The sequence below is a fragment of the Shouchella sp. JSM 1781072 genome (genome assembly GCF_041949915.1).
In the GTDB taxonomy this organism is placed as follows: domain Bacteria; phylum Bacillota; class Bacilli; order Bacillales; family Bacillaceae_D; genus Shouchella.
In genome coordinates, this window is the sequence record NZ_JBHFQE010000001.1 from 1,199,671 (window position 1) to 1,219,902 (window position 20,232).

Annotated in this window: 18 protein-coding genes; 14 read left to right on the top strand and 4 right to left on the bottom strand. The window is 42.2% G+C overall.

The annotated features are described in order from the left end of the window. Positions 1 to 15: 15 nt before the first annotated feature. From ACE1TH_RS06410 to ACE1TH_RS06420, 3 genes are all read right to left on the bottom strand, one after another. Positions 16 to 792 carry a hypothetical protein gene (locus ACE1TH_RS06410; RefSeq protein WP_375078572.1) on the bottom strand — a complete coding sequence of 259 codons (777 nt, stop codon included), beginning with the start codon at positions 790 to 792 and terminating at the stop codon, positions 16 to 18. Between the two features lie 259 nt (positions 793 to 1,051). Then, positions 1,052 to 1,285 carry a helix-turn-helix domain-containing protein gene (locus ACE1TH_RS06415; RefSeq protein WP_099300714.1) on the bottom strand — a complete coding sequence of 78 codons (234 nt, stop codon included), beginning with the start codon at positions 1,283 to 1,285 and terminating at the stop codon, positions 1,052 to 1,054. 288 nt (positions 1,286 to 1,573) lie between these two features. Continuing rightward, entirely contained in the window at positions 1,574 to 2,968 is a 1,395-nt protein-coding gene (locus ACE1TH_RS06420) for a M28 family peptidase (protein ID WP_375078799.1), read from the bottom strand. A 283-nt stretch (positions 2,969 to 3,251) separates the two neighbouring features. Here ACE1TH_RS06420 and ACE1TH_RS06425 point away from each other — a divergent pair, with 283 nt between their 5' ends. The 7 genes from ACE1TH_RS06425 (at position 3,252) to ACE1TH_RS06455 (ending at position 11,157) form a co-directional block, all read left to right on the top strand. Then, the gene (locus tag ACE1TH_RS06425) at positions 3,252 to 3,944 is read left to right on the top strand and encodes a GOLPH3/VPS74 family protein (RefSeq protein WP_375078573.1); all 693 of its coding nucleotides are present in this window, start codon (positions 3,252 to 3,254) and stop codon (positions 3,942 to 3,944) included. A 333-nt stretch (positions 3,945 to 4,277) separates the two neighbouring features. Then, complete coding sequence (locus ACE1TH_RS06430) at positions 4,278 to 5,624, top strand: NAD(P)-dependent oxidoreductase (RefSeq protein WP_375078574.1); 1,347 nt, start codon at positions 4,278 to 4,280, stop codon at positions 5,622 to 5,624. Between the two features lie 11 nt (positions 5,625 to 5,635). Beyond that, positions 5,636 to 6,910, top strand: a complete 1,275-nt coding sequence (gene preA / locus ACE1TH_RS06435; protein WP_375078575.1) for an NAD-dependent dihydropyrimidine dehydrogenase subunit PreA — start codon at positions 5,636 to 5,638, stop codon at positions 6,908 to 6,910. Between the two features lie 12 nt (positions 6,911 to 6,922). Beyond that, positions 6,923 to 8,335 (top strand): dihydropyrimidinase, encoded by a 1,413-nt coding sequence (gene hydA, locus ACE1TH_RS06440; protein ID WP_375078576.1) that lies wholly within the window; start codon positions 6,923 to 6,925, stop codon positions 8,333 to 8,335. A 9-nt stretch (positions 8,336 to 8,344) separates the two neighbouring features. Further along, positions 8,345 to 8,554 carry a hypothetical protein gene (locus ACE1TH_RS06445; protein WP_099300709.1) on the top strand — a complete coding sequence of 70 codons (210 nt, stop codon included), beginning with the start codon at positions 8,345 to 8,347 and terminating at the stop codon, positions 8,552 to 8,554. After that, positions 8,555 to 9,778 carry a Zn-dependent hydrolase gene (locus ACE1TH_RS06450; RefSeq protein ID WP_099300708.1) on the top strand — a complete coding sequence of 408 codons (1,224 nt, stop codon included), beginning with the start codon at positions 8,555 to 8,557 and terminating at the stop codon, positions 9,776 to 9,778. It abuts the gene before it with no gap. A 17-nt stretch (positions 9,779 to 9,795) separates the two neighbouring features. Further along, positions 9,796 to 11,157, top strand: coding sequence for an aminotransferase (locus tag ACE1TH_RS06455; RefSeq protein ID WP_375078577.1), 1,362 nt, complete (start codon positions 9,796 to 9,798; stop codon positions 11,155 to 11,157). A 27-nt stretch (positions 11,158 to 11,184) separates the two neighbouring features. Here the strand turns inward: ACE1TH_RS06455 and ACE1TH_RS06460 are convergent, their stop codons facing one another. Next, complete coding sequence (locus ACE1TH_RS06460; protein WP_375078578.1) at positions 11,185 to 13,173, bottom strand: motility-associated ABC transporter substrate-binding family protein; 1,989 nt, start codon at positions 13,171 to 13,173, stop codon at positions 11,185 to 11,187. A 382-nt stretch (positions 13,174 to 13,555) separates the two neighbouring features. On the opposite strand from ACE1TH_RS06460, the gene ACE1TH_RS06465 reads away from it, so the two are divergent. The 7 genes from ACE1TH_RS06465 to ACE1TH_RS06495 are packed head-to-tail and all read left to right on the top strand — an operon-like array spanning position 13,556 to position 20,214. Continuing rightward, positions 13,556 to 13,876, top strand: a complete 321-nt coding sequence (locus ACE1TH_RS06465; protein ID WP_375078579.1) for a hypothetical protein — start codon at positions 13,556 to 13,558, stop codon at positions 13,874 to 13,876. Further along, on the top strand, positions 13,863 to 16,574 hold the full coding sequence (locus ACE1TH_RS06470; RefSeq protein WP_375078580.1) for a lectin-like domain-containing protein: 2,712 nt from the start codon (positions 13,863 to 13,865) through the stop codon (positions 16,572 to 16,574). The genes ACE1TH_RS06465 and ACE1TH_RS06470 overlap by 14 nt, the downstream gene beginning before the upstream one ends. Then, positions 16,567 to 16,896: an LPXTG cell wall anchor domain-containing protein gene (locus tag ACE1TH_RS06475; protein ID WP_375078581.1), complete on the top strand. Its 330-nt coding sequence runs from the start codon at positions 16,567 to 16,569 to the stop codon at positions 16,894 to 16,896. The genes ACE1TH_RS06470 and ACE1TH_RS06475 overlap by 8 nt, the downstream gene beginning before the upstream one ends. A 9-nt stretch (positions 16,897 to 16,905) precedes the next feature. Then, complete coding sequence (locus tag ACE1TH_RS06480) at positions 16,906 to 17,652, top strand: WxL domain-containing protein (RefSeq protein ID WP_375078582.1); 747 nt, start codon at positions 16,906 to 16,908, stop codon at positions 17,650 to 17,652. 27 nt (positions 17,653 to 17,679) lie between these two features. Next, on the top strand, positions 17,680 to 18,423 hold the full coding sequence (locus ACE1TH_RS06485) for a WxL domain-containing protein (protein ID WP_255225246.1): 744 nt from the start codon (positions 17,680 to 17,682) through the stop codon (positions 18,421 to 18,423). 57 nt (positions 18,424 to 18,480) lie between these two features. Further along, positions 18,481 to 19,527 (top strand): WxLIP family cell surface protein, encoded by a 1,047-nt coding sequence (locus ACE1TH_RS06490; protein WP_375078583.1) that lies wholly within the window; start codon positions 18,481 to 18,483, stop codon positions 19,525 to 19,527. A gap of 3 nt (positions 19,528 to 19,530) precedes the next feature. Next, a complete protein-coding gene (locus tag ACE1TH_RS06495) occupies positions 19,531 to 20,214 on the top strand; it encodes a class A sortase (RefSeq protein WP_375078584.1) in 684 nt (227 codons plus the stop codon). The last annotated feature ends 18 nt before the right edge of the window (positions 20,215 to 20,232 follow it).

Consider the following 20,232-nt stretch of genomic DNA (forward strand, 5'->3'; position numbering starts at 1 on the left):
GGCTTACACTCCTTATCACTTCTCAGGTTGAGTGTGATCGTCACGTTCTTTTTCATCTCGATCTCGATTTTCTTTTGTCTCTTCTTGAGAATCGGTATAACTTCGCTTCGTTTTTGTATCCTGTTCCTGTTTAGTAAGGTTATCTTGTTCTTCTTTTTCTTCTTCGGTTTTTTCAGGATTTGTGTGGTCGCCGCGTTCTTGATCATCTCGATCACGGTTTTCCATCGTATCTTCTTGTGCTTCCGTATTACTACGCTCTGTTTTCGTTTCTTCAGTATCTGAATGCTCATTTTCTTCCTTTTCTAATCGCAGCTTTTTATAGTCTGAGCGTTCACCGTGCCAAATTAGGTCAAAAATCGCTCTGCCATTTGTCGGCTGTCCATCTGGTAAATAGACAGGTATCACATCAAAAAGCATGTAATAGAAACAGTAGAAAATAAACGTGGTCCAGAATATATTAGCTGGTAGCACTTCACTCATCACAAGTGAGTTAACGACAACCGCAAAGCTTCCTGTCGTAATAATCGGTGCAGCATAGATTAACCCATGCCAAATGCGGTTACTAGGCTTTAATTCGTCGTACTCCATCCAACTAAACATAAAGAAATATCGTCTCACTTCTATTGTAGGAATCTTGAATAACGTGGGGCCACTACCAATAATTAAGTGCTTGTTTTCGCCTCTTAACAAGGTTGCTGCCAAATAATAGCCGGACTCCCGAATAACCGTTACGATTGGAAGAATAAAAAGCGCTGCCATAAACAGGCGAAACCAATCGGTTGGACTAAACAATTCGTTCTCCTTTCTAAATATGTGTCGTATTCTATTGTCTATATGATCATCTATAACGTTTGTTCATTTAATAAGTGACGGATGTTCAACTCTACAGGATTTACAGACAGGAATCAAATACCAAATTTTATTTTTAGGTTTTTTTAGGTTTTGTTCGCCTATTTAAGGGTAAGAAGTCCCACAATCGCTTCTCTTTTTCTAGAAAAAGCATAAAAAAAGAAAGCATGGCCATACCATCCTTTCTCTCAGCAACGGTGTTTTAAAGCACACCTTTTTTCAAATCATTCTCAAGCATTTCCATTGTTAGGACATCAACAATTTTTAAGTAATCATAGGCGTACGTTCGATTTAGACTTGTTTCCATTTTTCTAATAATTCGTTGATTAAGGCCTGTACGCTTCGATAATTCTGCGCGGCTTATCCCTAGTTGCTTCCTCATTTGGACCATTTTCTCAATCATGACTTGCAAATCTTGTTCTGTAATTTTTTCCATTTACATCCCTCCAAGATTTAGAATGATTCGTCATATTAAGATAATTGTACCACTTTTCCCTTTTACGGAATGTTAAATTTGTTTAAACTCGTTTTCTTTTTGTTAATTTGTTGTCGGGTTTTGGATGACTGATACCGTTATGGCGATACTTATTATGAAAAGTAAAAAGATGATTAATCCACTTAACGTCAGGAATTTTGTCTTTTGTTTCATCGTAACCCCCCCAATCATGAAACCTCCCTTTAGTATAACGTAAAAAAACCTGCTCATAAATAAGCAGGCTCTTGTTTATTTAATTTCTGTGTAAATCTCTTCATCTTGAAGGTTGTTGATTTCGCCACGTTTTCCTTTGTTCCATTTAAAGTCTTTTTTAATCGTACTAATAACCGCTTGTCCCACAATTTCCCCTGCTACTTGTAGTCGATCAACGCTTATATTCTCAACTGTATCAAAAGGTGTGTGATACCATGGCTCTAATGATCCAGTAGCACGCTCTTGGCGGATATAGTTAGCAGAAGGAATGCCGACTTCATGAAACGCAACATGGTCAGATGAGCCGCCTCGTTTTAATCCGATTTCGTTCTCATAGCCTAATTTTTGCGCTGCTTTTTGCGAAGCTTCCCAAACGAGATTTGGTTCACCATCTGTTACGTTTACAAACAATGTATCGGCTCTCTCCCAGTTCGTACCAACCATATCCATATTAAAGTTTGCGACGCTTCGCTCAATTTCTTTGTCAGAAAGTTGATTAACGTACTCTCTCGCACCGACTAAGCCAATTTCTTCAGCACCAAAACCAATAAAACGAATTTCTTTGTCAATTGGTAAGAACTTTAATACACGAGCCATCTCAAGCATCGTACCTGTTCCCGATGCGTTGTCATTTGCTCCCGGTGCACCAGGAACACTATCATAATGCGCTGTGATATAGACAATCTCTGGGTTAGGTTTAGAAATTAGCGGTTTTCGAGTTGCGATTACATTTGTTGACGTTTGGTTTGTTAACGCTTCTAATGTCATTGTTGCTTCTTGCTCTTGTAACAGATTTTGTCCATCTTCACGACTAACGCCTACAACAGGAATTGCGATTTCTGTCCCTGCAAGGTTTGGCGTCAACGGAACGAGACTGTCAACGTTATTATAAATGATCACGCCGACGGCTCCAGCATTTACAGCGTTGGATGCTTTCTCTGCAAATGTCGTACCTCCTCGCGATATGACTGCAATCTTTCCTTCTGCTTCTTCGCTGAACTCTTCAGGCGCGCCTAATCCTGCATCATAGAGTGCTGCCGTTAATCCTTCTTCACTTGTAGGTGCCGCTCCTGTCGCAGTACCAATCGCAAGGTTCTCTCCATTGACTTCTAATGTACCTTGCAAACGATCAGGAATGGAAAACTCTTGCTCTTTCACAACATACAAGTTCTTGCGGAATTCCCTTTTTAAATACGCAGCTGCCGCTTTCTCTTCCTCACTGCCCGCTACTCTCGGTCCAATCGTTTCACTTAAATGATAAATATGATCGTAGGTGTTCTCTGCGTTAAAATGTTTTAAAAATAACTTGTCCAAATCGAACTGGTGCAGAGAAGCCTCGACTGTCTGTCCTTTACTACTAGATGCATCTGCTTGCGGGCTTGAAACAGATCCACCAGTAAAGAGAAGTGCTGTTAGTGCAACGACGGCCATTGATTTTTTTAAACGTTTCAATTCATCATCCTCCTTCAATCTCCCTTAAGCATTTCGTTTTATTTAGAGAATATCCTTTTGGGAAATAGGTTGAAGTACGATTTAGAAAATAAACGTTTTTCTTGAAATACAACACAATTTCCACCTATAAAAATGAGGCGAAAATCATGTATTTCCCAATAAGATTGTGTATTGGTCAGATCGTTCGTTTGCTTAAAGCAGAATCTTTCGTCATACTATTCTTAAGAAAACGAAAACGATTCCATATGAAGGAGTGATGTTTATGCAATTACTTGCAGAACAACTGTTTATGTTAGCGATCGATCCTAAAACAAATAAACCTTATGCGAGAACAACAACGTCTTTACCCTATTCTTTAGCAGGTGCTCTACTTGCTGATCTTATGTTACATGCCTATGTTGAAGTACAGGAGAAGAAAATTGTGATCTTACAAAAGGATGCTGAAGATCCCCTTCTGAATGAGACGCTAGCACTTATGAATGAAAAAAAGCCGAAATCCGCAAAACATTGGGTGTCGTCATTGCCTTCCACTTACAAGAATATGCCATTTAAGATTGGCGAAAAGCTCGATCAGTCTAGTTATCTTACGTTAAAAGAAAAACGTGTCTTTGGTTTATTCCCATCGTATTCGTATCATTTTGAACAAGGAAATTTACTTGAACTTGTACAAAATCGTTTTTCCGAAGTGATTGCTAAAACGGAACAAAACGAGGCTCTTAATAAAGAAGATGAGCGAGTAGTGACGCTTTTATCACTCGTACATTCAAGTCAATTGATTCATATTATTTTTCCTGACCGTAAACAAGCAACCGACATTGAAAAACAAATTAAACGACTTACGCATGACTTACCCGTCTCAAAAGCAGTCAAAGTCACGACAGATACGATTCACGCATCACTAGGTGTTGCATTAACAACGGCTGTTATTTCTTCTAGCTCTTCTTCAGATTCTTAGACAGGTTGAACGCTCTCGACCTGTCTCCTTCTCATGACAAGTCATATCGTTTCGCCTAGATTTTCATGCTTGTCTATGGTTATACTAGATGTATTCATCATGACCCCCCTTCAATCGTTTCACACATCCCTCAATGTTTCCATCAACATGATGCATTCCCTACTACTCATGAAAGGAGGCACATGTCCAAACTCATTTTTCACGTTTTGTAACATATAATCTAACATCGTTGTTGAATTTAGAATTTTCGGCTTATAAGCTATGGAGAGAGCTTCATCCAACAACGGCAAGATGTAACAAGTCTTTGTAATGTTATAAAAAGGAGGCGTTTACATGCGATTGTTAGACAAGTTACAGCTCAATTTTGAAGAAGTCGAACCACCCCTTTCCAACCAAGAAGCAATGGATGAAGCGACAAGATGCCTTTACTGTTATGACGCACCTTGTATCACGGCTTGTCCTACTGGCATTGATATTCCTACGTTTATTAAAAAAATTACAACTGAAAATTTACTTGGATCGGCTCGAACTATTATGGAAGCAAACCCTGTTGGTGCAAGTTGCGCACGGGTCTGCCCTACGGAAGAATTATGTGAAGGAGCCTGTGTATTAAATCACTCTTCTAAAGCCATATCCATAGGAAAATTGCAGCGTTTTGCCACTGATTGGGCAATTCATAATGAGAAAATCCTTTTTAAAGCAGGTAAACAAACTCATAAAAAGGTTGCAATTGTTGGGAGTGGCCCTGCTGGATTATCGGCTGCACGAGAACTCGCTTTACTTGGGTACAGCGTTACCATCTTTGAAAAAGATGCCGAAGCTGGCGGATTAGATACGTATGGTATTGTCTCGTTTCGTCTACCAAAACGAATCTCCTATTGGGAAGTGGAACAAGTGAAGTCAGTCGGTGTGACCATTCAAACTAATACAACCGTTGGACAAGATATCTCGTTAAAAGAATTACAAGACTCCTATGATGCTGTCATTTTAGCAGTTGGCATGGCGAATGTACCAACACTAGGCATCCCTGGAGAAGATGCGCAAGATGTGTATGATGCAATTGACTTTGTTAAAGCGACTAAATCTGGAACTCTATCAGAAGACATTAACGGGAAACGCGGTGTCGTGATCGGCGCAGGAAATACTGCTATTGATGGTGCAACATGTGCGGTTCGCTTAGGAGCGAGTAACGTCAAGATTCTTTATCGCCGGACAGAAGCAGAAATGACTGCTTATGATTTTGAATATACATTTGCCAAACAAGATGGAGTGGAATTTAGGTGGCTTCACTCTCCTACTCAAATTCTCCAAGACGAAAATGGACATGTTGTTGCGATTGAATGTATGGAAATGACGTTAGGAGATCCAGCTGAAGATGGTCGACGCCGCCCTATTCCAACCGGGAATGTGAAAAGAATTGAAGTCGATTTTATCATCAAAGCGATTGGACAATCTCGCTATGACTGGCTTGATCATGCTGAAGTGATGACCAATAAAGGTGTGATTACGATTGATAAACACTATCAAACAACCGCTGTAGGGATCTATGCATGTGGCGACGTCATTTTCGGTGATGGTCAAGGTGAAGCAATGGTTGTTTCTGCTGCTGAACAAGGAAAACAAACGGCATACGCGATTCACGAACAACTACTTGGAAAGCGCACAGAAACAAGCGCATAAGGAGGCAAATGATGGCTGATCTATATAGCAATCTTGCAGGAATTTCGTCCCCGAATCCATTTTGGCTTGCAAGTGCACCACCTACAAACTCTGGTTATCAAGTTCAACGCGCGTTTGAAGCTGGTTGGGGTGGCGCGGTCTGGAAAACGTTAGGTGAACCGATTATTAATTCTACCTCTCGCTTTGCGGCTGTTCATTTTAATGGTCAACGTGTAGCGGGTTTTAACAATATTGAATTGATTTCTGATCGTCCTCTGGAAACAAATCTACGGGAAATTGAAGAAACGAAAAAGCGGTTTCCAAACCATGCGATTGTCGCATCATTGATGGTCGAACCACAGCAAGACAAGTGGCACGAAATCGTGAAGAAAGTAGAATCAGTTGGTGTAGATGGATTAGAACTGAACTTCGGCTGTCCGCACGGCATGGCAGAGCGTGGAATGGGTGCTGCATCTGGTCAAGTTCCAGAACTAGTGCAAAAGCAAACAGAATGGGCAAAAGAAGTCGCGCAAACCCCTGTCATCGTCAAGCTAACACCAAATATTACCGACATTACCGTGACCGCCGAGGCAGCGGTTCAAGGTGGCGCCGACGCTGTAAGTATGATTAACACGATAAATAGTCTTGCTGGCGTGGATATCTATTCGTGGCAAACCGTTCCAAATGTTGATGGACGTGGCACCCACGGCGGATATTGCGGGCCAGCCGTCAGGCCAATCGCCTTACACATGTTAGGAGATTGCGCTCGTAACCCTAACGTTCATGTTCCAATCTCAGGAATTGGTGGCATTTCTACTTGGCAAAACGCAGTTGAATTTTTATTAATGGGCGCCACCAATGTACAAGTTTGTACCGCCGCTATGCACCACGGGTTTCGTATCGTTGAAGATATGATTGATGGTTTATCCAATTATCTTGATGATATGGGCCTTGCGTCTGTACGAGATCTTACAGGAAAATCCGTTCAAACCTACTCAGATTGGGGCAATGTCAATTTAAATCATCAAGTTGTTGCCAATATCCATACGGACGTGTGTATCAATTGCAACAAATGTCATATCGCTTGCGAAGACACTGCCCATCAATGCATTGAACGTCTAACAGATGAAAACGGTGCGCCGTATTTAAAAGTAAACGAAGACGAGTGCGTCGGTTGTAACTTATGTTCCATTGTCTGCCCGGTAGACGGCGCGATTGATATGGTCGTTAAAGAAAATGGACTCCCACCTATGTCTTGGAATGAACGCCAACACACACTCGCCTCTCTGAAAACCTCTCAATCTTAAGGAGTGATAACCGTGAAAAAACTGATTAAAAACGGCACAATTGTCACCGCTTCAGAAACGTATCAAGCAGATCTTTTGCTTGAAAACGACAAAATTGCAGCCATTGGAGAAGTCGCTGCGCTTGGCACCGTGGATGAAACGATTGACGCCGCTGGTTGTTATGTATTCCCAGGTGGCGTTGATCCCCATACCCACCTCGACATGCCTTTTGGGGGTACCGTAACGAAAGATAATTTCGAAACAGGCACAATTGGTGCTGCATTTGGAGGCACAACAACCGTTGTTGATTTTTGTTTAACGGAAAAAGGCAAACCACTCCAAGAAGCAATTCAAACATGGCATGACAAATCATCAGGAAAAGCAGCGATTGATTACAGCTTTCACTTAATGATTGGCGAAATGACAGATGGCGTTTTAAAAGAACTTCCTGACGTGATTGCCAATGAAGGTATAACATCTTTCAAAGTGTTTATGGCATATAAAAATGTGTTTCAAGCAGATGACGCCACGTTATTTGAAACGTTGATCAAAGCTAAGGAATTAGGGGCGCTCGTCATGGTTCATGCGGAAAACGGGGACGTCATTGATTATTTAACAAAACAAGCCCTCGCACAAGGCAAAACCGATCCGATTTACCATGCCCTCACCCGCCCTGTTGAAGCGGAAGGTGAAGCGACTGGACGAGCGTGTCAATTAACTTCATTAGCCGGCTCTCAGCTATATGTTGTACACGTTACATGCGCAGAGGCAGTTAAACAAATTGAAGAAGCTCGAAAGCAAGGTGCTGATATTTGGGGTGAAACGTGTCCACAATATTTAGTTCTTGATGAAGATGATTTACGAAAACCAGATTTTGAAGGAGCGAAGTACGTATGGTCCCCTCCTCTCCGCCCGAAAGCGCATCAGGACGTTTTGTGGAATGCATTAAAAACAGGTGCACTACAAACAGTCGGAAGTGATCAATGTTCATTTGATTTTGATGGGCAAAAAAGTCTCGGTAAAGAGGATTTCACTAAAATCCCTAACGGTGGTCCGATCATTGAAGACCGTATGAGCGTCATTTACTCAGAAGGTGTAGAAAAAGGAAGAATTAGTTTAAACCAGTTTGTCGATGTGACGTCTACGAGAGCAGCAAAATTATTCGGTTTGTACCCGAAAAAAGGAACCATTTCAGTTGGTGCTGACGCAGATATTGTTTTATTTGATCCATCAGTCGAACGAACGTTATCTGCAAAAACGCACCATTTAGCTGTTGATTACAACGCATTTGAAGGGATGAGCATAAAAGGCTTACCGAAAACAGTCCTATCACGCGGTCAAGTGATTATCCAAGACGGGACATATATCGGCTCCCCAGGTGATGGGTCGTTTATTAAGCGAGCGCGATATGGCGCTACCCTCTCGAATGAAAAAGTGGAGCAATAGGAGGCACATATGGCAGAACATATTCACTATGAAGAAGAGCGCGAAAAAATTGATCGGTATATTACAGGTGGATTTACGATTACAGCGATTACCGATCATTTGAACGGTTCAGATGTTCAGTTTGTAAACGACGAACACGATCAGCACATCCTCACAATCGGAAACGCAAATGCACGAAAATATGCGTCCACCTTATTTTTCCATAAAGGAGAAAAGTAGATGGAGACCAAAAAAACGAGCATCAGCCTGGAACGTTTAAAAGCTACTTTAAGTACCTTTTCCACATTTGGCAAAACGAAAAATAATGGCGTTACCCGTTTAGCATTATCGCAAGAGGACATTAACGCTCGTACGTATTTTCAAGAACAATGTGAAGCTTTAGGGTTACACGTCACACTTGATGATCTTGGGAACATGTATGCGGTTCTTCCGGGGAAGCACCCGGAAAAGTCCCCTATTTATATGGGCTCTCATTTAGATACGGTAAAAAAAGGTGGACGATTTGACGGTGTGCTGGGCGTTGCAGCAGCACTAGAAGTCATCACCACTTTGATTGAGCAAGGAATCGAACCTAACAGACCAGTAGGTATTATTAATTTTACGAATGAAGAAGGTGCACGTTTTGAGCCTTCTATGATGGCTTCAGGAATCGTCTCCGGTAAATTTGATAAAGAGACGATGTTCAAAAAACAAGACCCTTCTGGCGTGACGTTCGCTGAGGCACTTCAATCCAGTGGTTTCGTTGGCGATAAAAAGAACCGCCTTAACAAGGCAGAAGCATTTATTGAGTTACACATTGAACAAGGTCCAGTTCTCGAGCAAGAACATTTACAAATTGGTGTTGTCGAATGTGTCGTTGGAATGTGCTGTTATGAGATTGAGATTACAGGCAAATCCAACCATGCAGGTACAACACCGCAAACGATGCGAAGCGATGCTTTAACGACGGCTAATCAATGTCTGACTGCTTTTCACGAAAAGCTTCCTCTGCTCGATTCGGAGCTTGTTTATACGATGGGACGATTCACTGTGTCGCCAAATATTCACACAGTGATACCGAATAAAGTTGTCTTCTCCATCGAAGCAAGGCATAAGGACGAGGCAGTAATCAAAGAAGTGGAACAGATCATTCTGTCAGTTGTAGAGCAAGCGTCACTCCCTGCTCAAGCGACAAAGCTATGGGGACGAGAAACGGTGTGGTTTCATTCTGATTTAGTAAACAGCGTTGAAGAAGCAACGCGTGCACATGGTTTTTCGTATAAAAGAATGGTTAGTGGCGCTGGACATGACGCCCAGTTTATCGCTGGTATGGTCCCAACCGCAATGTTGTTTGTTCCGAGTACTGGGGGCATTAGTCACGCTGAGGAAGAATACACCTCTTGGGAGGACTGCGCAAATGGCGCAACAATTCTTTATGAAACGGTTTTAGATAAAATTAACTAGCTTTGGGAGGTTTCGACATGGAAGCAGAAGCAGAGACAAAAAAGACATACAGCGAGAAAGATCAAACTCACGTATGGCACGCTTTAAAACCGTATCAAGCTGGTGCCTTACCATTGGTTGCTGAAAGCGGTCAAGGGGCTTGGTTTACAGATACAGAAGGCAAGCGCTACTTTGATGGTGTATCAGGACTATGGTGTCTAAATCTCGGCCACGGTCAATCCGAAATTATTGACGCTGCTACAGAGCAAATGAAAGCTTTAGCTTACTTTCCCCTTTCATTTGGTCATAAGCCTGCGATTGATCTAGCGGAGAAATTAGATCAATTACTAGGCGGTGGCTATCGCTCCTTTTTTGCTAACGGTGGTTCTGATGCAAATGAAACAGCCTTTAAAATCGCCCGTCAATATCATAAGCAATCTGGAAATCCTGAGAAAACAAAAATCATTTCTCGTTATCGTGCTTATCACGGAAACTCCCTTGGCGCTTTAGCGGCTACTGCACAAGCAAATCGAAAAATGAAATATGAAGTCAATGTACCTGGATTTATTCATATTCCTCCCCCCTATGCCTATCGAAGTAGCTTCGGGTCAGATGCTAATGATGATCTGCTTGCGGCTGAATACCTTGAACAAACGATACTTTGGGAAGGCGCGGAGACAGTAGCTGCCTTTATAATGGAACCTGTTATCTCTGGCGGCGGTGTGATCCCACCCCAGTCTACGGTTTACTATAAAAAAGTTCGCGAGATTTGTGACCGGCATGGTGTTTTACTCATTCTAGATGAAGTCGTGTCTGGCTTCGGTCGCACAGGGAAAATGTTTGGCTATATGCATGAAGAAAGCTTTTATCCGGATATCATCACATTTGCTAAAGGCCTTACAGCAGGCTACCTTCCCCTTGGCGCGACATGCGTACGAGAGTCGATTTATGAAGCGTTTCAAGAAAAAGCGTCTACCTCACACTTCCGACATGTTTCCACGTATGGCGGACATCCTGCTTCATGCGCAGTAGCGTTAAAGACGATTGAGATAATTGAACGAGAAGGGATTGTTGATCATGTCGCAAAACTAGAAGAGGAGGTTTTACGTAAATTAAAACAGCTGTCTTCTCATCGCATCGTTGGGGATGTTCGCGGGGTTGGTTTTCTATACGGGATTGAACTTGTTTCAAATAAAGAGTCAAAAGAACCACTTGATGATGTCGATGTGAAAGGCATCGTCTCGGCATGTCAAAAAAAAGGCCTCATTATTGGAAAAAATGGCGATACCGTCCCGTCTGGCGGTAATGTTCTCATCATCGCCCCGCCACTCACTTCAACGAGTGACGAGTTACATTTTTTAGTCCAGACTCTGTTCGATGTTTTCGCTACTTATGAATAAAAAAGACCCTCGAGGGTCTTTTTTTCATTAATTAGCAAGATCCATGACAGAACGGTACGGTTGAAATGTGAGAAAATTGATTGATGACGTCCTTGCAGCTCCAAGGGATACCGCTTCTGTTAAGACATTGTTTCCGCTACCTAAACGAAGCCTAATTTGCGCTTTATCAGCTTGAATCGATGGGTTCAACCGCATTTGAATGGTTTTACTCCCGAGACCATTTTGATCTGCCGTAATCTCACCTACATTAAAGTACCCATAATGTGACGGCCAGGAACCATCCTCACGTTGAATGTGCGAAATGGCTTGACCACCAGCTAGATACACTTGAATTTGAGCATTTGTTATTGTCGTATCTGGTTCTAAGTCATTCAGGATGACCTCTACTGGAAAAGGCGTCCCTCCTAAAGGAAGTGTCTCAGCATAGTTGAGCTCATATGTTTCTTCTTTAATCGGTGGTACCTCTTCGCTGCTTCCCTGACCAATCGTTACTGCTTTAGTCAGAACATTATTGCCCGCGCCGACACGCAGTCTAATGTTGGCTTGCCCTTCTGTTACGCCATTGCCAAGACGCATCATCACGGTTGTTTCCGCACTTCCTGATTCATCTGCCTTAATTACACCTACACGTTGATACCCGAAGCCGTTCGGCCAAGAACCGTCCGCTTGTTGAATTTGCGAGACTGCCGTTCCTCCTTGAAGATAGACTTGTATGTCAGCATTGTTTATTTCTTGATTCGGATTCATGTTTGAAAGACGTAACCTCACTTCAAAAGGTGTGCCATCGACTGGAAGTACACTAGGTGTCTCGATCTCATAGTTCACCTCAACTGGAGGGGCTTCATCCGAACCAAACGCTCCGTCAGCGAACGTGCTTTGGTCATACCACAAGTAGCCAGACTCTGGTGCACGCCATGGTTCTATTTGAGGTTCCGTTGATTGCTCCGGTGTCTCCATATCTAAAATAGGAGATGGCTCGTCTAACGGCAAATCAATGTCTGAAAACGTTTGATAGTCCTCTTGCTCCGCGAGCCAATTCACGACATTCACTAGCAATGGTCCATTGTCGCGATCAATAAAACCATCATACGTTCGTTTTTGTCCACCGTGTTCTTCATTTCGATACTTCGGAGTGATATCTTCTACAGGGGATGAGTCGCCGATAAAAGCGGATTTCCCGTCACCTTTTTTACCTATAGCCACATACGGGCCTTCGTCAATCCCACCGCCAAAATAGACGCCTTCATCAACAGCATTTCCCCATTTATGGTCTTGTTCAGTTAATCCATCTGGTAAGTAAACAATCCCTTTTGCGATTTCTTCATTCATAATCGCCATGGTTGAACCAGCGTGAATGGATACTTCATCAATTCCTTCTGTAATTCCAAACGTTTCATCCGAAGGCACAATAACGTCCCCTACTGTATGGTCAATCGCATTAAAGCGAAAGCGAACACCAAACTCCTCGCTTAACCAGTCAGAACTTTTCACACCTTCCATTGCGTCGATTTCACCAGCTGTCATCCCTTGTGTAGGATCGTCAAATGCCCCTCTCCGCCATCCATTCATAATTTCATTTGAATCCCAGCGATTTAAATTACGATCTGCATTATAGTGATCGGCAATAAAAAAGACACCGCCACCATTCTCCGCAAAACTTGCGATCGCATCCTGCTCAACGGCTTTAAACGGGATTTGTGCTTCTGGGATAATGAAAACATCAACGTCGTTTAAATCATCTTGAGATAGCGGTTCTAAACTTCGATGTTCCTTTACTAAAAACCCCTCTTCCACTAAAGCGTCCGCAAAATCAGAGAAAGCACCATCAATAACCCAATCGGATTGGCCTGCTGTTTGTCCGTGACTGTTATCGAATAAGATTGTCATGCCATTAGGATTGTTTGGCTCCAACACTGGGGCAAGATCATTAGGGCCTTCTGCAAATGCAAGTTGATGGGAACTTATGACGAAACAAGATCCTATCGTAACGGCAACAACTGTTTTTCCAAACTTCATGTCATACATCTCCTTTACATTATGATCAAACCGTAAGCATGCTTATCATACCAAATTGTCAAGCGTAAAAGCGTGTATATGCATAATGTTAATAATGATTTAATAATTCACACATGCAACGAAATCTCTTTTTACGTCTATGAAAATGAATAAAAACACATTTCCAAGCATAAATAACAGATTTTAATTTATATTTTGTGAAAACACGACTATTTTACTATCATAAAATCTCCCTCAACTTTTAAGCTATGCGCTAATATATAAGGTATATGATCTCATTTTTTTCCGAATAAAAGAAAAAGTTGAGATCATTTTTTGGTAGATTTTAGCGTATCATGATGACTAGTTCCTAGTTCAATTGTCTTGAAATGGAGTTGGTTAGATGAGTACAAATGTAAAAGCCTATCGATTAATGCAAGAAATTGACAAACGTTTACGAAAAGAAATGAACCTTCCAGCGCATCTTCCTGCTAGAGAAGTCATCGATAAAGCGGTACTTGCTTTTAACAATTCATTAACAAAAGAAGAACTTGATCGTTTATGGCATCTCAACTATTTGCGCCATGATTTGATGAATTTTGAAACGATATCACCAGCACAAATTCACTTTCTTAAAGAAGTGAGACAAGCGCTTTTTTTCGATCCTGACGACCATAACAGTGAAACCCAACATCATAAGGATGCGCGCTATGCACAATCTTGATTTAAATAGCCGTCAGCTGATTCATCAACGTTATCTTTGTATTGTTTTATCATGCTTACTTATTATTTCTTCTATCCCTCTTCAAGAGATTGCTGTAGATGCGGAAGAGGAAGCAAAACAACGGCCCACACCTTTGTCTCTTAAAAAAGATGACAAAATCAGTCAAGACCACCTTATCGAGATTGAGCTTGATCCTTCGTTAGCAGAAAGCGAAAGTCGCTGGGTGCTCACTCTACCCGATGGGCTAATTTGGGTGAATGAAGAGGATGATGAACACCTAGAATACATAGCTGAAAAATCTGAACTACATAGTAAAGCTTTAACAGTGACACAATCATTCGTCTTTCAAGTTGAACATCCGGGAACGTATACCATTCCTGTATCTTCTTTCAATTTAGATGAAGAAAAAATCATATACGAAGCGTTTGTTTTTGAACGCGCTCAACCAGAAGCACCGCCTATTGAGGCGGATGAAGAAGTTGAAGAAACAGAACCTGACGAAATAGTAGAAGAAGAAAAAGAAATCGACAACATTGAACCAGATGAATCAACCGAACCAGACCCAATTGTTCCTGCACCTGATCCGTCAGAACAAATCGCAGAGGAAGCTCCTGAATCCTCTCCTATTATCGAAGAAGAGGATCAGAAAGAAACAGTTGCAGAAAACGATGAGGAAAAACAAGCAGAGGCTTCGCCGGAAGAACAAAAGCCTGTTGAAGAGAACACAACGAGCGACGATGAGGAAACCTTAGTACATGAAGAAACGTTTCCCTCTTTTGTTGAAGAAGATCCGGATAGCGATCTTGAGCAGCAAGTCGAAGAAGTAAAAAGTCGGTTTACAACATCGGCCATAGAAGTGTCAAATGTGAACACGATTCCGAACCCGCCTGTTAGTGGGCCAAACGTCGGTGAGCTATTTACGTTTGCTGGAGATCAGAATGTTGCGCAACATCGAAGTTCAAATGTTCGTGTCCTTGCAGACGGTACCCGCAATAAATCATCAGCCATGTGGTTTAACGAACAAGTGGACTTGAATCAATCTTTCAAGACATCGATGTACTTGTATATTAACGGTGCCACACCAAACCAAACGCAAATTGCGGATGGGCTGACGTTTACCATGCATGGAGATGGTCGCGGTTTACAAGCTATTGGGCAAAATGGCGAATCTTTAGGCGCTTACGGTGCAATACGAAACTCGCCTTATAGAGGGTTTATTGAACGTGCTCTTTCGTTCGAATTTGATACGTACCATAATGGCGACTATAGTGACCAAGGGATGAGTAATCGAAGTCATACAGCCGTTGTTCAACCGAATGTTACAGGGCCTTGGTGGTTTTCGCAGAACCGAAGAATGGTGCACTCGAATGTAAATTCCCGCCAAATTATTAGCAACAGCTGGCAACCGTTTACCGTTCAGTGGGAAAAGGGCTCTCGGAATAGTGGCACCCTCTCGTACACGTTTGCCGGTCAAACAACTCGTTACGAAGTGAGGGATTATCAAAGTCTATTCGGCAGCAATCGGGTTCATTGGGGCTTTACCGGAGCGACTGGGCAAGAAGTTGGGATGTATGCCATCGCCTACGCTGATTTGCCTCAGCGTCCAAGAGCACAGAAAACCGTCCGTAATGTAACATCGGGCGAAACACGATTTCAAGAACAGTCGACTGCATACCCTGGCGATATATTGGAGTATGAACTTACACTTGAAAACCCAGCTGAAAACGGCTTAGGGGCTGTGTGGCCGAATGTTCAATTGACAGACCCTCTTCCAAACGGACTGACGTATGTTGCAAATGGCTCCAGAGATAAACCAAGCCGTATCAACGGGCAACGACTCACTTTTAATCCAGGAGATATTGGAGTTGGTCAATCAAAAACGGTACGTTTTCGCGTCCAAGTAGATGAACGCGCATCGGGTTCACTCATTAATCAAGCCTATGCAACTGCGACGAGCGGTGCGTTTCAAGGGCAGGTGTCGACAAATGAATCGACGATTACATTAAACAAAATTGGCATTGAAGCTGATCCTGTTCCGCAAACGTTTTCGGTTGGTACGGACCCAACAACATGGAAAGCCACTGACTTTGTAAAAAACATCCGAATTAAACCAGACTTGTTAAATCAATCGGTACGCGTTGTCGGTTTTACAGGTACTTTTCCTGACGTATCAAAGCCTGGCGTATATTCAGTCGGTGTAAAAATAGAAAGCACCATCTATTCCAACGTCACTCAAATTATTCAAGTACCTGTCACGATTGTTGATGGTGCCTTATCTTTAGTCGTTCCAGATTTAGACTTCGGCACGCAAACGATTTCCTCAAGAAATGAACGCTATTTTGGAGAAGTCGATAATGGTGAATTGATTATTAACGACACCCGTTATGTGAAAAATCGTTGGTCGTTAACGGTGCAACAACAACAACCGTTTCGAGATAAAAACTCAGGGACAGAATTATCAGCAAATTTATTCTATATCGACAATGATAGCCAACAACTCATTAATGAACACGCTGCTGTCATTGCGAGTGGAAAAATCACAAGCGGATCATCTGCCATCCTTTCGAAACGTTGGCAAAATGACAAGAACTCAAAAATTGGTTTCTTTCTCGATGTTCCTGCGGGTACTGGTAACGTCAATCGTTCTTATGAGACTGAAATTACGTGGACCTTACAGGATGTGCCTGCCAATGAGTGATTTTAAAGAATACTCCCTTATGAAAGGGGGTGAGGATGTTAAACGGAATACACCGCTGCTTCTTATAGGGCTGTTGCTATGTGTGGCATTTACCTTCTCTCCCTTCATAACAAAGGCAGATACCGAGACAGACGCTGGTGTTGGATTTTTCGGCGAATACCCTGAGCAACCGGTGGAACAAGTCATTGATAGTCCTTTAGATGTTTTGCCACAAACAGGCGACCGCTCCCCTCTTTTAATCATCTTGAGTGGCTTCGTCTGTATCGCAATTGCAATTGTTTTATTCATACGACTGAAACAACCAAAATCCAAAGTGAAATGAGGATACAAAATGAAGAAAGCACTTCTTTTAGTGGCTTTAGCAGCCGTTACCATGTCATTGAGCAGCATCGCCCATGCTGAAGAACCTAACGGGGCTACATATGATTCGAACGGAAAAGTGAAGTTTACCCCTTATGATGGCGTCACGGATCCACTAGATCCTGAAAACCCTGATCCAGAAAATCCGGTTGATCCAGTTGATCCGACAGATCCTGAAGGACCGAATCCAGGCACGACAGGACCTTTAAGTATTGACTATGCGTCAAGTTTAGATTTTGGTGAGAATGAGATTTCATCACAAGATCGCATTTACCCAGCCAAAGCACAACAACTACGTGACGGCCGCTATGTTCCGAATTATGTACAAATTTCTGACAATCGCGGAACAAATACTGGTTGGGTTTTGAGCGTACAACAGAATGGTCAATTTAAAAATGAAACCACACAACATGACACGTTAACAGGTGCTGCAATTACATTTAGCGATCCAACTGTGAATGGTACGTTGAATAACGTTGATCCGCCTACAGCCACAGCATCATTTTCACTAGATCCTGAAGGCGATTCGTCAATTGTCATGTTTGCTGATGAGGGTGAGGGTGCAGGAACGTGGATCAACCACTTTGGTGAAGTGAATCAAGCAACGAACCTAACACCAGCTATTGAACTTTTTGTCCCTGGAGCAACACCAAAAGATAGTACTGAGTACCGTACAACATTAACTTGGAATTTATCTGACGTCCCTAGTAACGACTAACATTAAAAAACGAAACGAGGATGAACTATGAAAAAAATATCGCGCATTGCTGTTGCTGCTACTTTAGCTTTTGCCCTTTTATCTACAGGAAATATCGTCTTAGCAGAGTCAAAATCAGTCAACTATGATTCAAATGCACAAATTAAGTTTAAGTCAAATGATGACATCACACAGCCAGTTGACCCTGAAAACCCTGATCCAGAAAACCCGGTTGATCCAATTGATCCCACAGATCCTGAAGGGCCAAATCCTGGTACACCTGGTCCGTTGAGTATTGATTATGCGTCATCATTTCAGTTTGGCGAGCATAAGATTACTTCAGCAAACGAAACCTACTACGCTGCTCCCCAAACTTATAAGAATACGGATAAAGTAAGTCCGTTGTATGTGCAAGTGACGGATAACCGTGGACTCGAAAGCGGTTGGTCATTATCCGTTGTCCAAAATGGGCAGTTTGAAACGGAAGCAGGTCAAGTATTAGATGGTGCGGCGATTACTGTGAATAATGCTGCGGTTGAGTCTATTTCAAACTCTAAGAAGCCTTCTCATGTAGAACAATCCTTCACGCTAACACCTGGAGCAGAAAGCACACCTTTAGCTGCGAAAAATGGTGAAGGCGCTGGGACATTTACGTATCGATTCGGAACAAGTGAAACAGCTGACTCGAGCGTTGAATTAAATGTTCCAGGCGCAACAACAAAATATGCGCAGGCGTATTCAACAACCTTAACGTGGACACTTGCTGATACACCAGCTAATGAAAATAAGTAAAAAAATGGGTATGCATAGACATTATGCATGCCCTCTCTTCAAGAAAGGATGATTTTCATGAAACGACTTAGCTTTGCCCTTCTCATTACTTTCGTGCTTCTACTACCAGGAATTCCAACTGTACAAGCATCAGAGTTTAACTTCTCTGTCACAACTGTCATCCCAGAAAATCAAATCGACCCAAATAAAACCTATTATGACCTTTTAATGGAGCCTGGTGCAGAACAAACGGTCGAGATTTTATTGCGTAACGATACGGATGCAGATGTCATCATTGCTCCTGCTGTACATGCTGCATCAACGAATACAAACGGTGTCGTTGAATACGGCGAATCTCATGACGAGCCAGACCCTTCCCTCCTCTATCCATTAGAAGATTTGGTAACGACAGATGAGGAAATCATTGTGCCAGCAAATGGAACGTACACTTTGCCTTTACACATCTCAATGCCTGACGAGGCGTTTGATGGAGTACTAGCAGGGGGTATTACACTGCAAGAGACAATGGAAGAAAATCAGAATGAATCTGCTGAGGAAGGGTTGTCGATTGATAATCAATATGCCTATGTCGTTGGCATCGTCTTACAGCAAAACCAATCAGAGATTGAGCCAGAGTTAGCGTTACATGATGTCTATGCCGATCAATTAAACGCGCGAAATGTCATTATGTCTACCATTCAAAATTCACAGGCCATGTATGTGAATCAACTATCTGTTCAGGCAAAAGTGAAAAACGAATCTGGAGAGGTGTTGTACGAATCTAAAACAGAGAGTATGCAAATGGCTCCTAATTCAAATTTTTCATACCCGCTTTCTCTAAACGGGCACCCCCTTGAAGCTGGTGAATACATGATGGAATTAACCGCATCCGCTATGGGCGAAGAGTGGCATTGGAGTGAACCTTTCAGTATTGAAGAAGATCAAGCTGCTGCATTGAATGAGACAGACGTAACGATTCCAGCTCCAGATTATACGTGGCTTTATGTGGCGATTGGCATTGCATGTTTAGTGATCGCATTCTTCCTAATCCTGTATTATCAACGGAAAAAACACAAAAAGCTTCTGATTGACGCAATCAATAAACAGCGCGCTTCTGCGAGTTAACGCATGACGAATCGATTAAAGGAGTTTCTCACACTCGGTACGATTATTGTATTTTTAGGAGTTGGCATCGTCTTAGTGTGCTCTCCTTTCATTCGAGATTACGGGATCGAATCTCAAATTGCACGGGCTCAAACTACATTCTCTGAAAACAATCTGCAATCACTCACTTTGGATGAACCACCGGTAGATTTCGTTATTGAACGTCCTCGTTTAATGGATGTACTCCGGCAAACGATCAATAGCGATGAGCCGCCGGTTGTTGGTGCGATCTCAATACCTGATGTAGATGTTTTACTTCCGATTATGGATGGACTAACAAATGAACACTTGTTAGCTGGCGCAGCAACGCTGACAACGAAGCAAGAAATGGGGTCTAGTAACTATGTGTTGTTTGGTCATCATTTAACGAACTCATCCTTATTATTTGGGCCTTTGCTTCACGTACAACCTGAAATGAAAATTTTCATTACAGACAAACAAGCAATTTATGAATTTATTATTACAGAAACTAACGTTATTTCCGAGCGTGATACACAGTTTCTTATATCAACAGATGAACCAGCTCTAACATTGTTCACATGTGACACCAGTCAACCAACGACAAATCGGTTTATGGTTCGGGCAACTCTTGATTCTACGTATATCTACGAAAATGAATCAGAAAAAGCGATACAGTTCGTTCAATAAAGTAACTATGACAAATTG

Coding starts and splice junctions, on each gene's coding strand:
- ACE1TH_RS06475 (WP_375078581.1), top strand. CDS start 16,567: ATGAGTGATTTTAAAGAATACTCCCTTATGAAAGGGGGTGAGGATGTT.
- ACE1TH_RS06445 (WP_099300709.1), top strand. CDS start 8,345: ATGGCAGAACATATTCACTATGAAGAAGAGCGCGAAAAAATTGATCGG.
- ACE1TH_RS06415 (WP_099300714.1), bottom strand. CDS start 1,285: ATGGAAAAAATTACAGAACAAGATTTGCAAGTCATGATTGAGAAAATG.
- ACE1TH_RS06480 (WP_375078582.1), top strand. CDS start 16,906: ATGAAGAAAGCACTTCTTTTAGTGGCTTTAGCAGCCGTTACCATGTCA.
- ACE1TH_RS06470 (WP_375078580.1), top strand. CDS start 13,863: ATGCACAATCTTGATTTAAATAGCCGTCAGCTGATTCATCAACGTTAT.
- ACE1TH_RS06450 (WP_099300708.1), top strand. CDS start 8,555: ATGGAGACCAAAAAAACGAGCATCAGCCTGGAACGTTTAAAAGCTACT.
- ACE1TH_RS06465 (WP_375078579.1), top strand. CDS start 13,556: ATGAGTACAAATGTAAAAGCCTATCGATTAATGCAAGAAATTGACAAA.
- ACE1TH_RS06460 (WP_375078578.1), bottom strand. CDS start 13,173: ATGAAGTTTGGAAAAACAGTTGTTGCCGTTACGATAGGATCTTGTTTC.
- ACE1TH_RS06485 (WP_255225246.1), top strand. CDS start 17,680: ATGAAAAAAATATCGCGCATTGCTGTTGCTGCTACTTTAGCTTTTGCC.
- ACE1TH_RS06495 (WP_375078584.1), top strand. CDS start 19,531: ATGACGAATCGATTAAAGGAGTTTCTCACACTCGGTACGATTATTGTA.
- ACE1TH_RS06420 (WP_375078799.1), bottom strand. CDS start 2,968: ATGGCCGTCGTTGCACTAACAGCACTTCTCTTTACTGGTGGATCTGTT.
- preA (WP_375078575.1), top strand. CDS start 5,636: ATGGCTGATCTATATAGCAATCTTGCAGGAATTTCGTCCCCGAATCCA.
- ACE1TH_RS06490 (WP_375078583.1), top strand. CDS start 18,481: ATGAAACGACTTAGCTTTGCCCTTCTCATTACTTTCGTGCTTCTACTA.
- ACE1TH_RS06425 (WP_375078573.1), top strand. CDS start 3,252: ATGCAATTACTTGCAGAACAACTGTTTATGTTAGCGATCGATCCTAAA.
- ACE1TH_RS06430 (WP_375078574.1), top strand. CDS start 4,278: ATGCGATTGTTAGACAAGTTACAGCTCAATTTTGAAGAAGTCGAACCA.
- ACE1TH_RS06455 (WP_375078577.1), top strand. CDS start 9,796: ATGGAAGCAGAAGCAGAGACAAAAAAGACATACAGCGAGAAAGATCAA.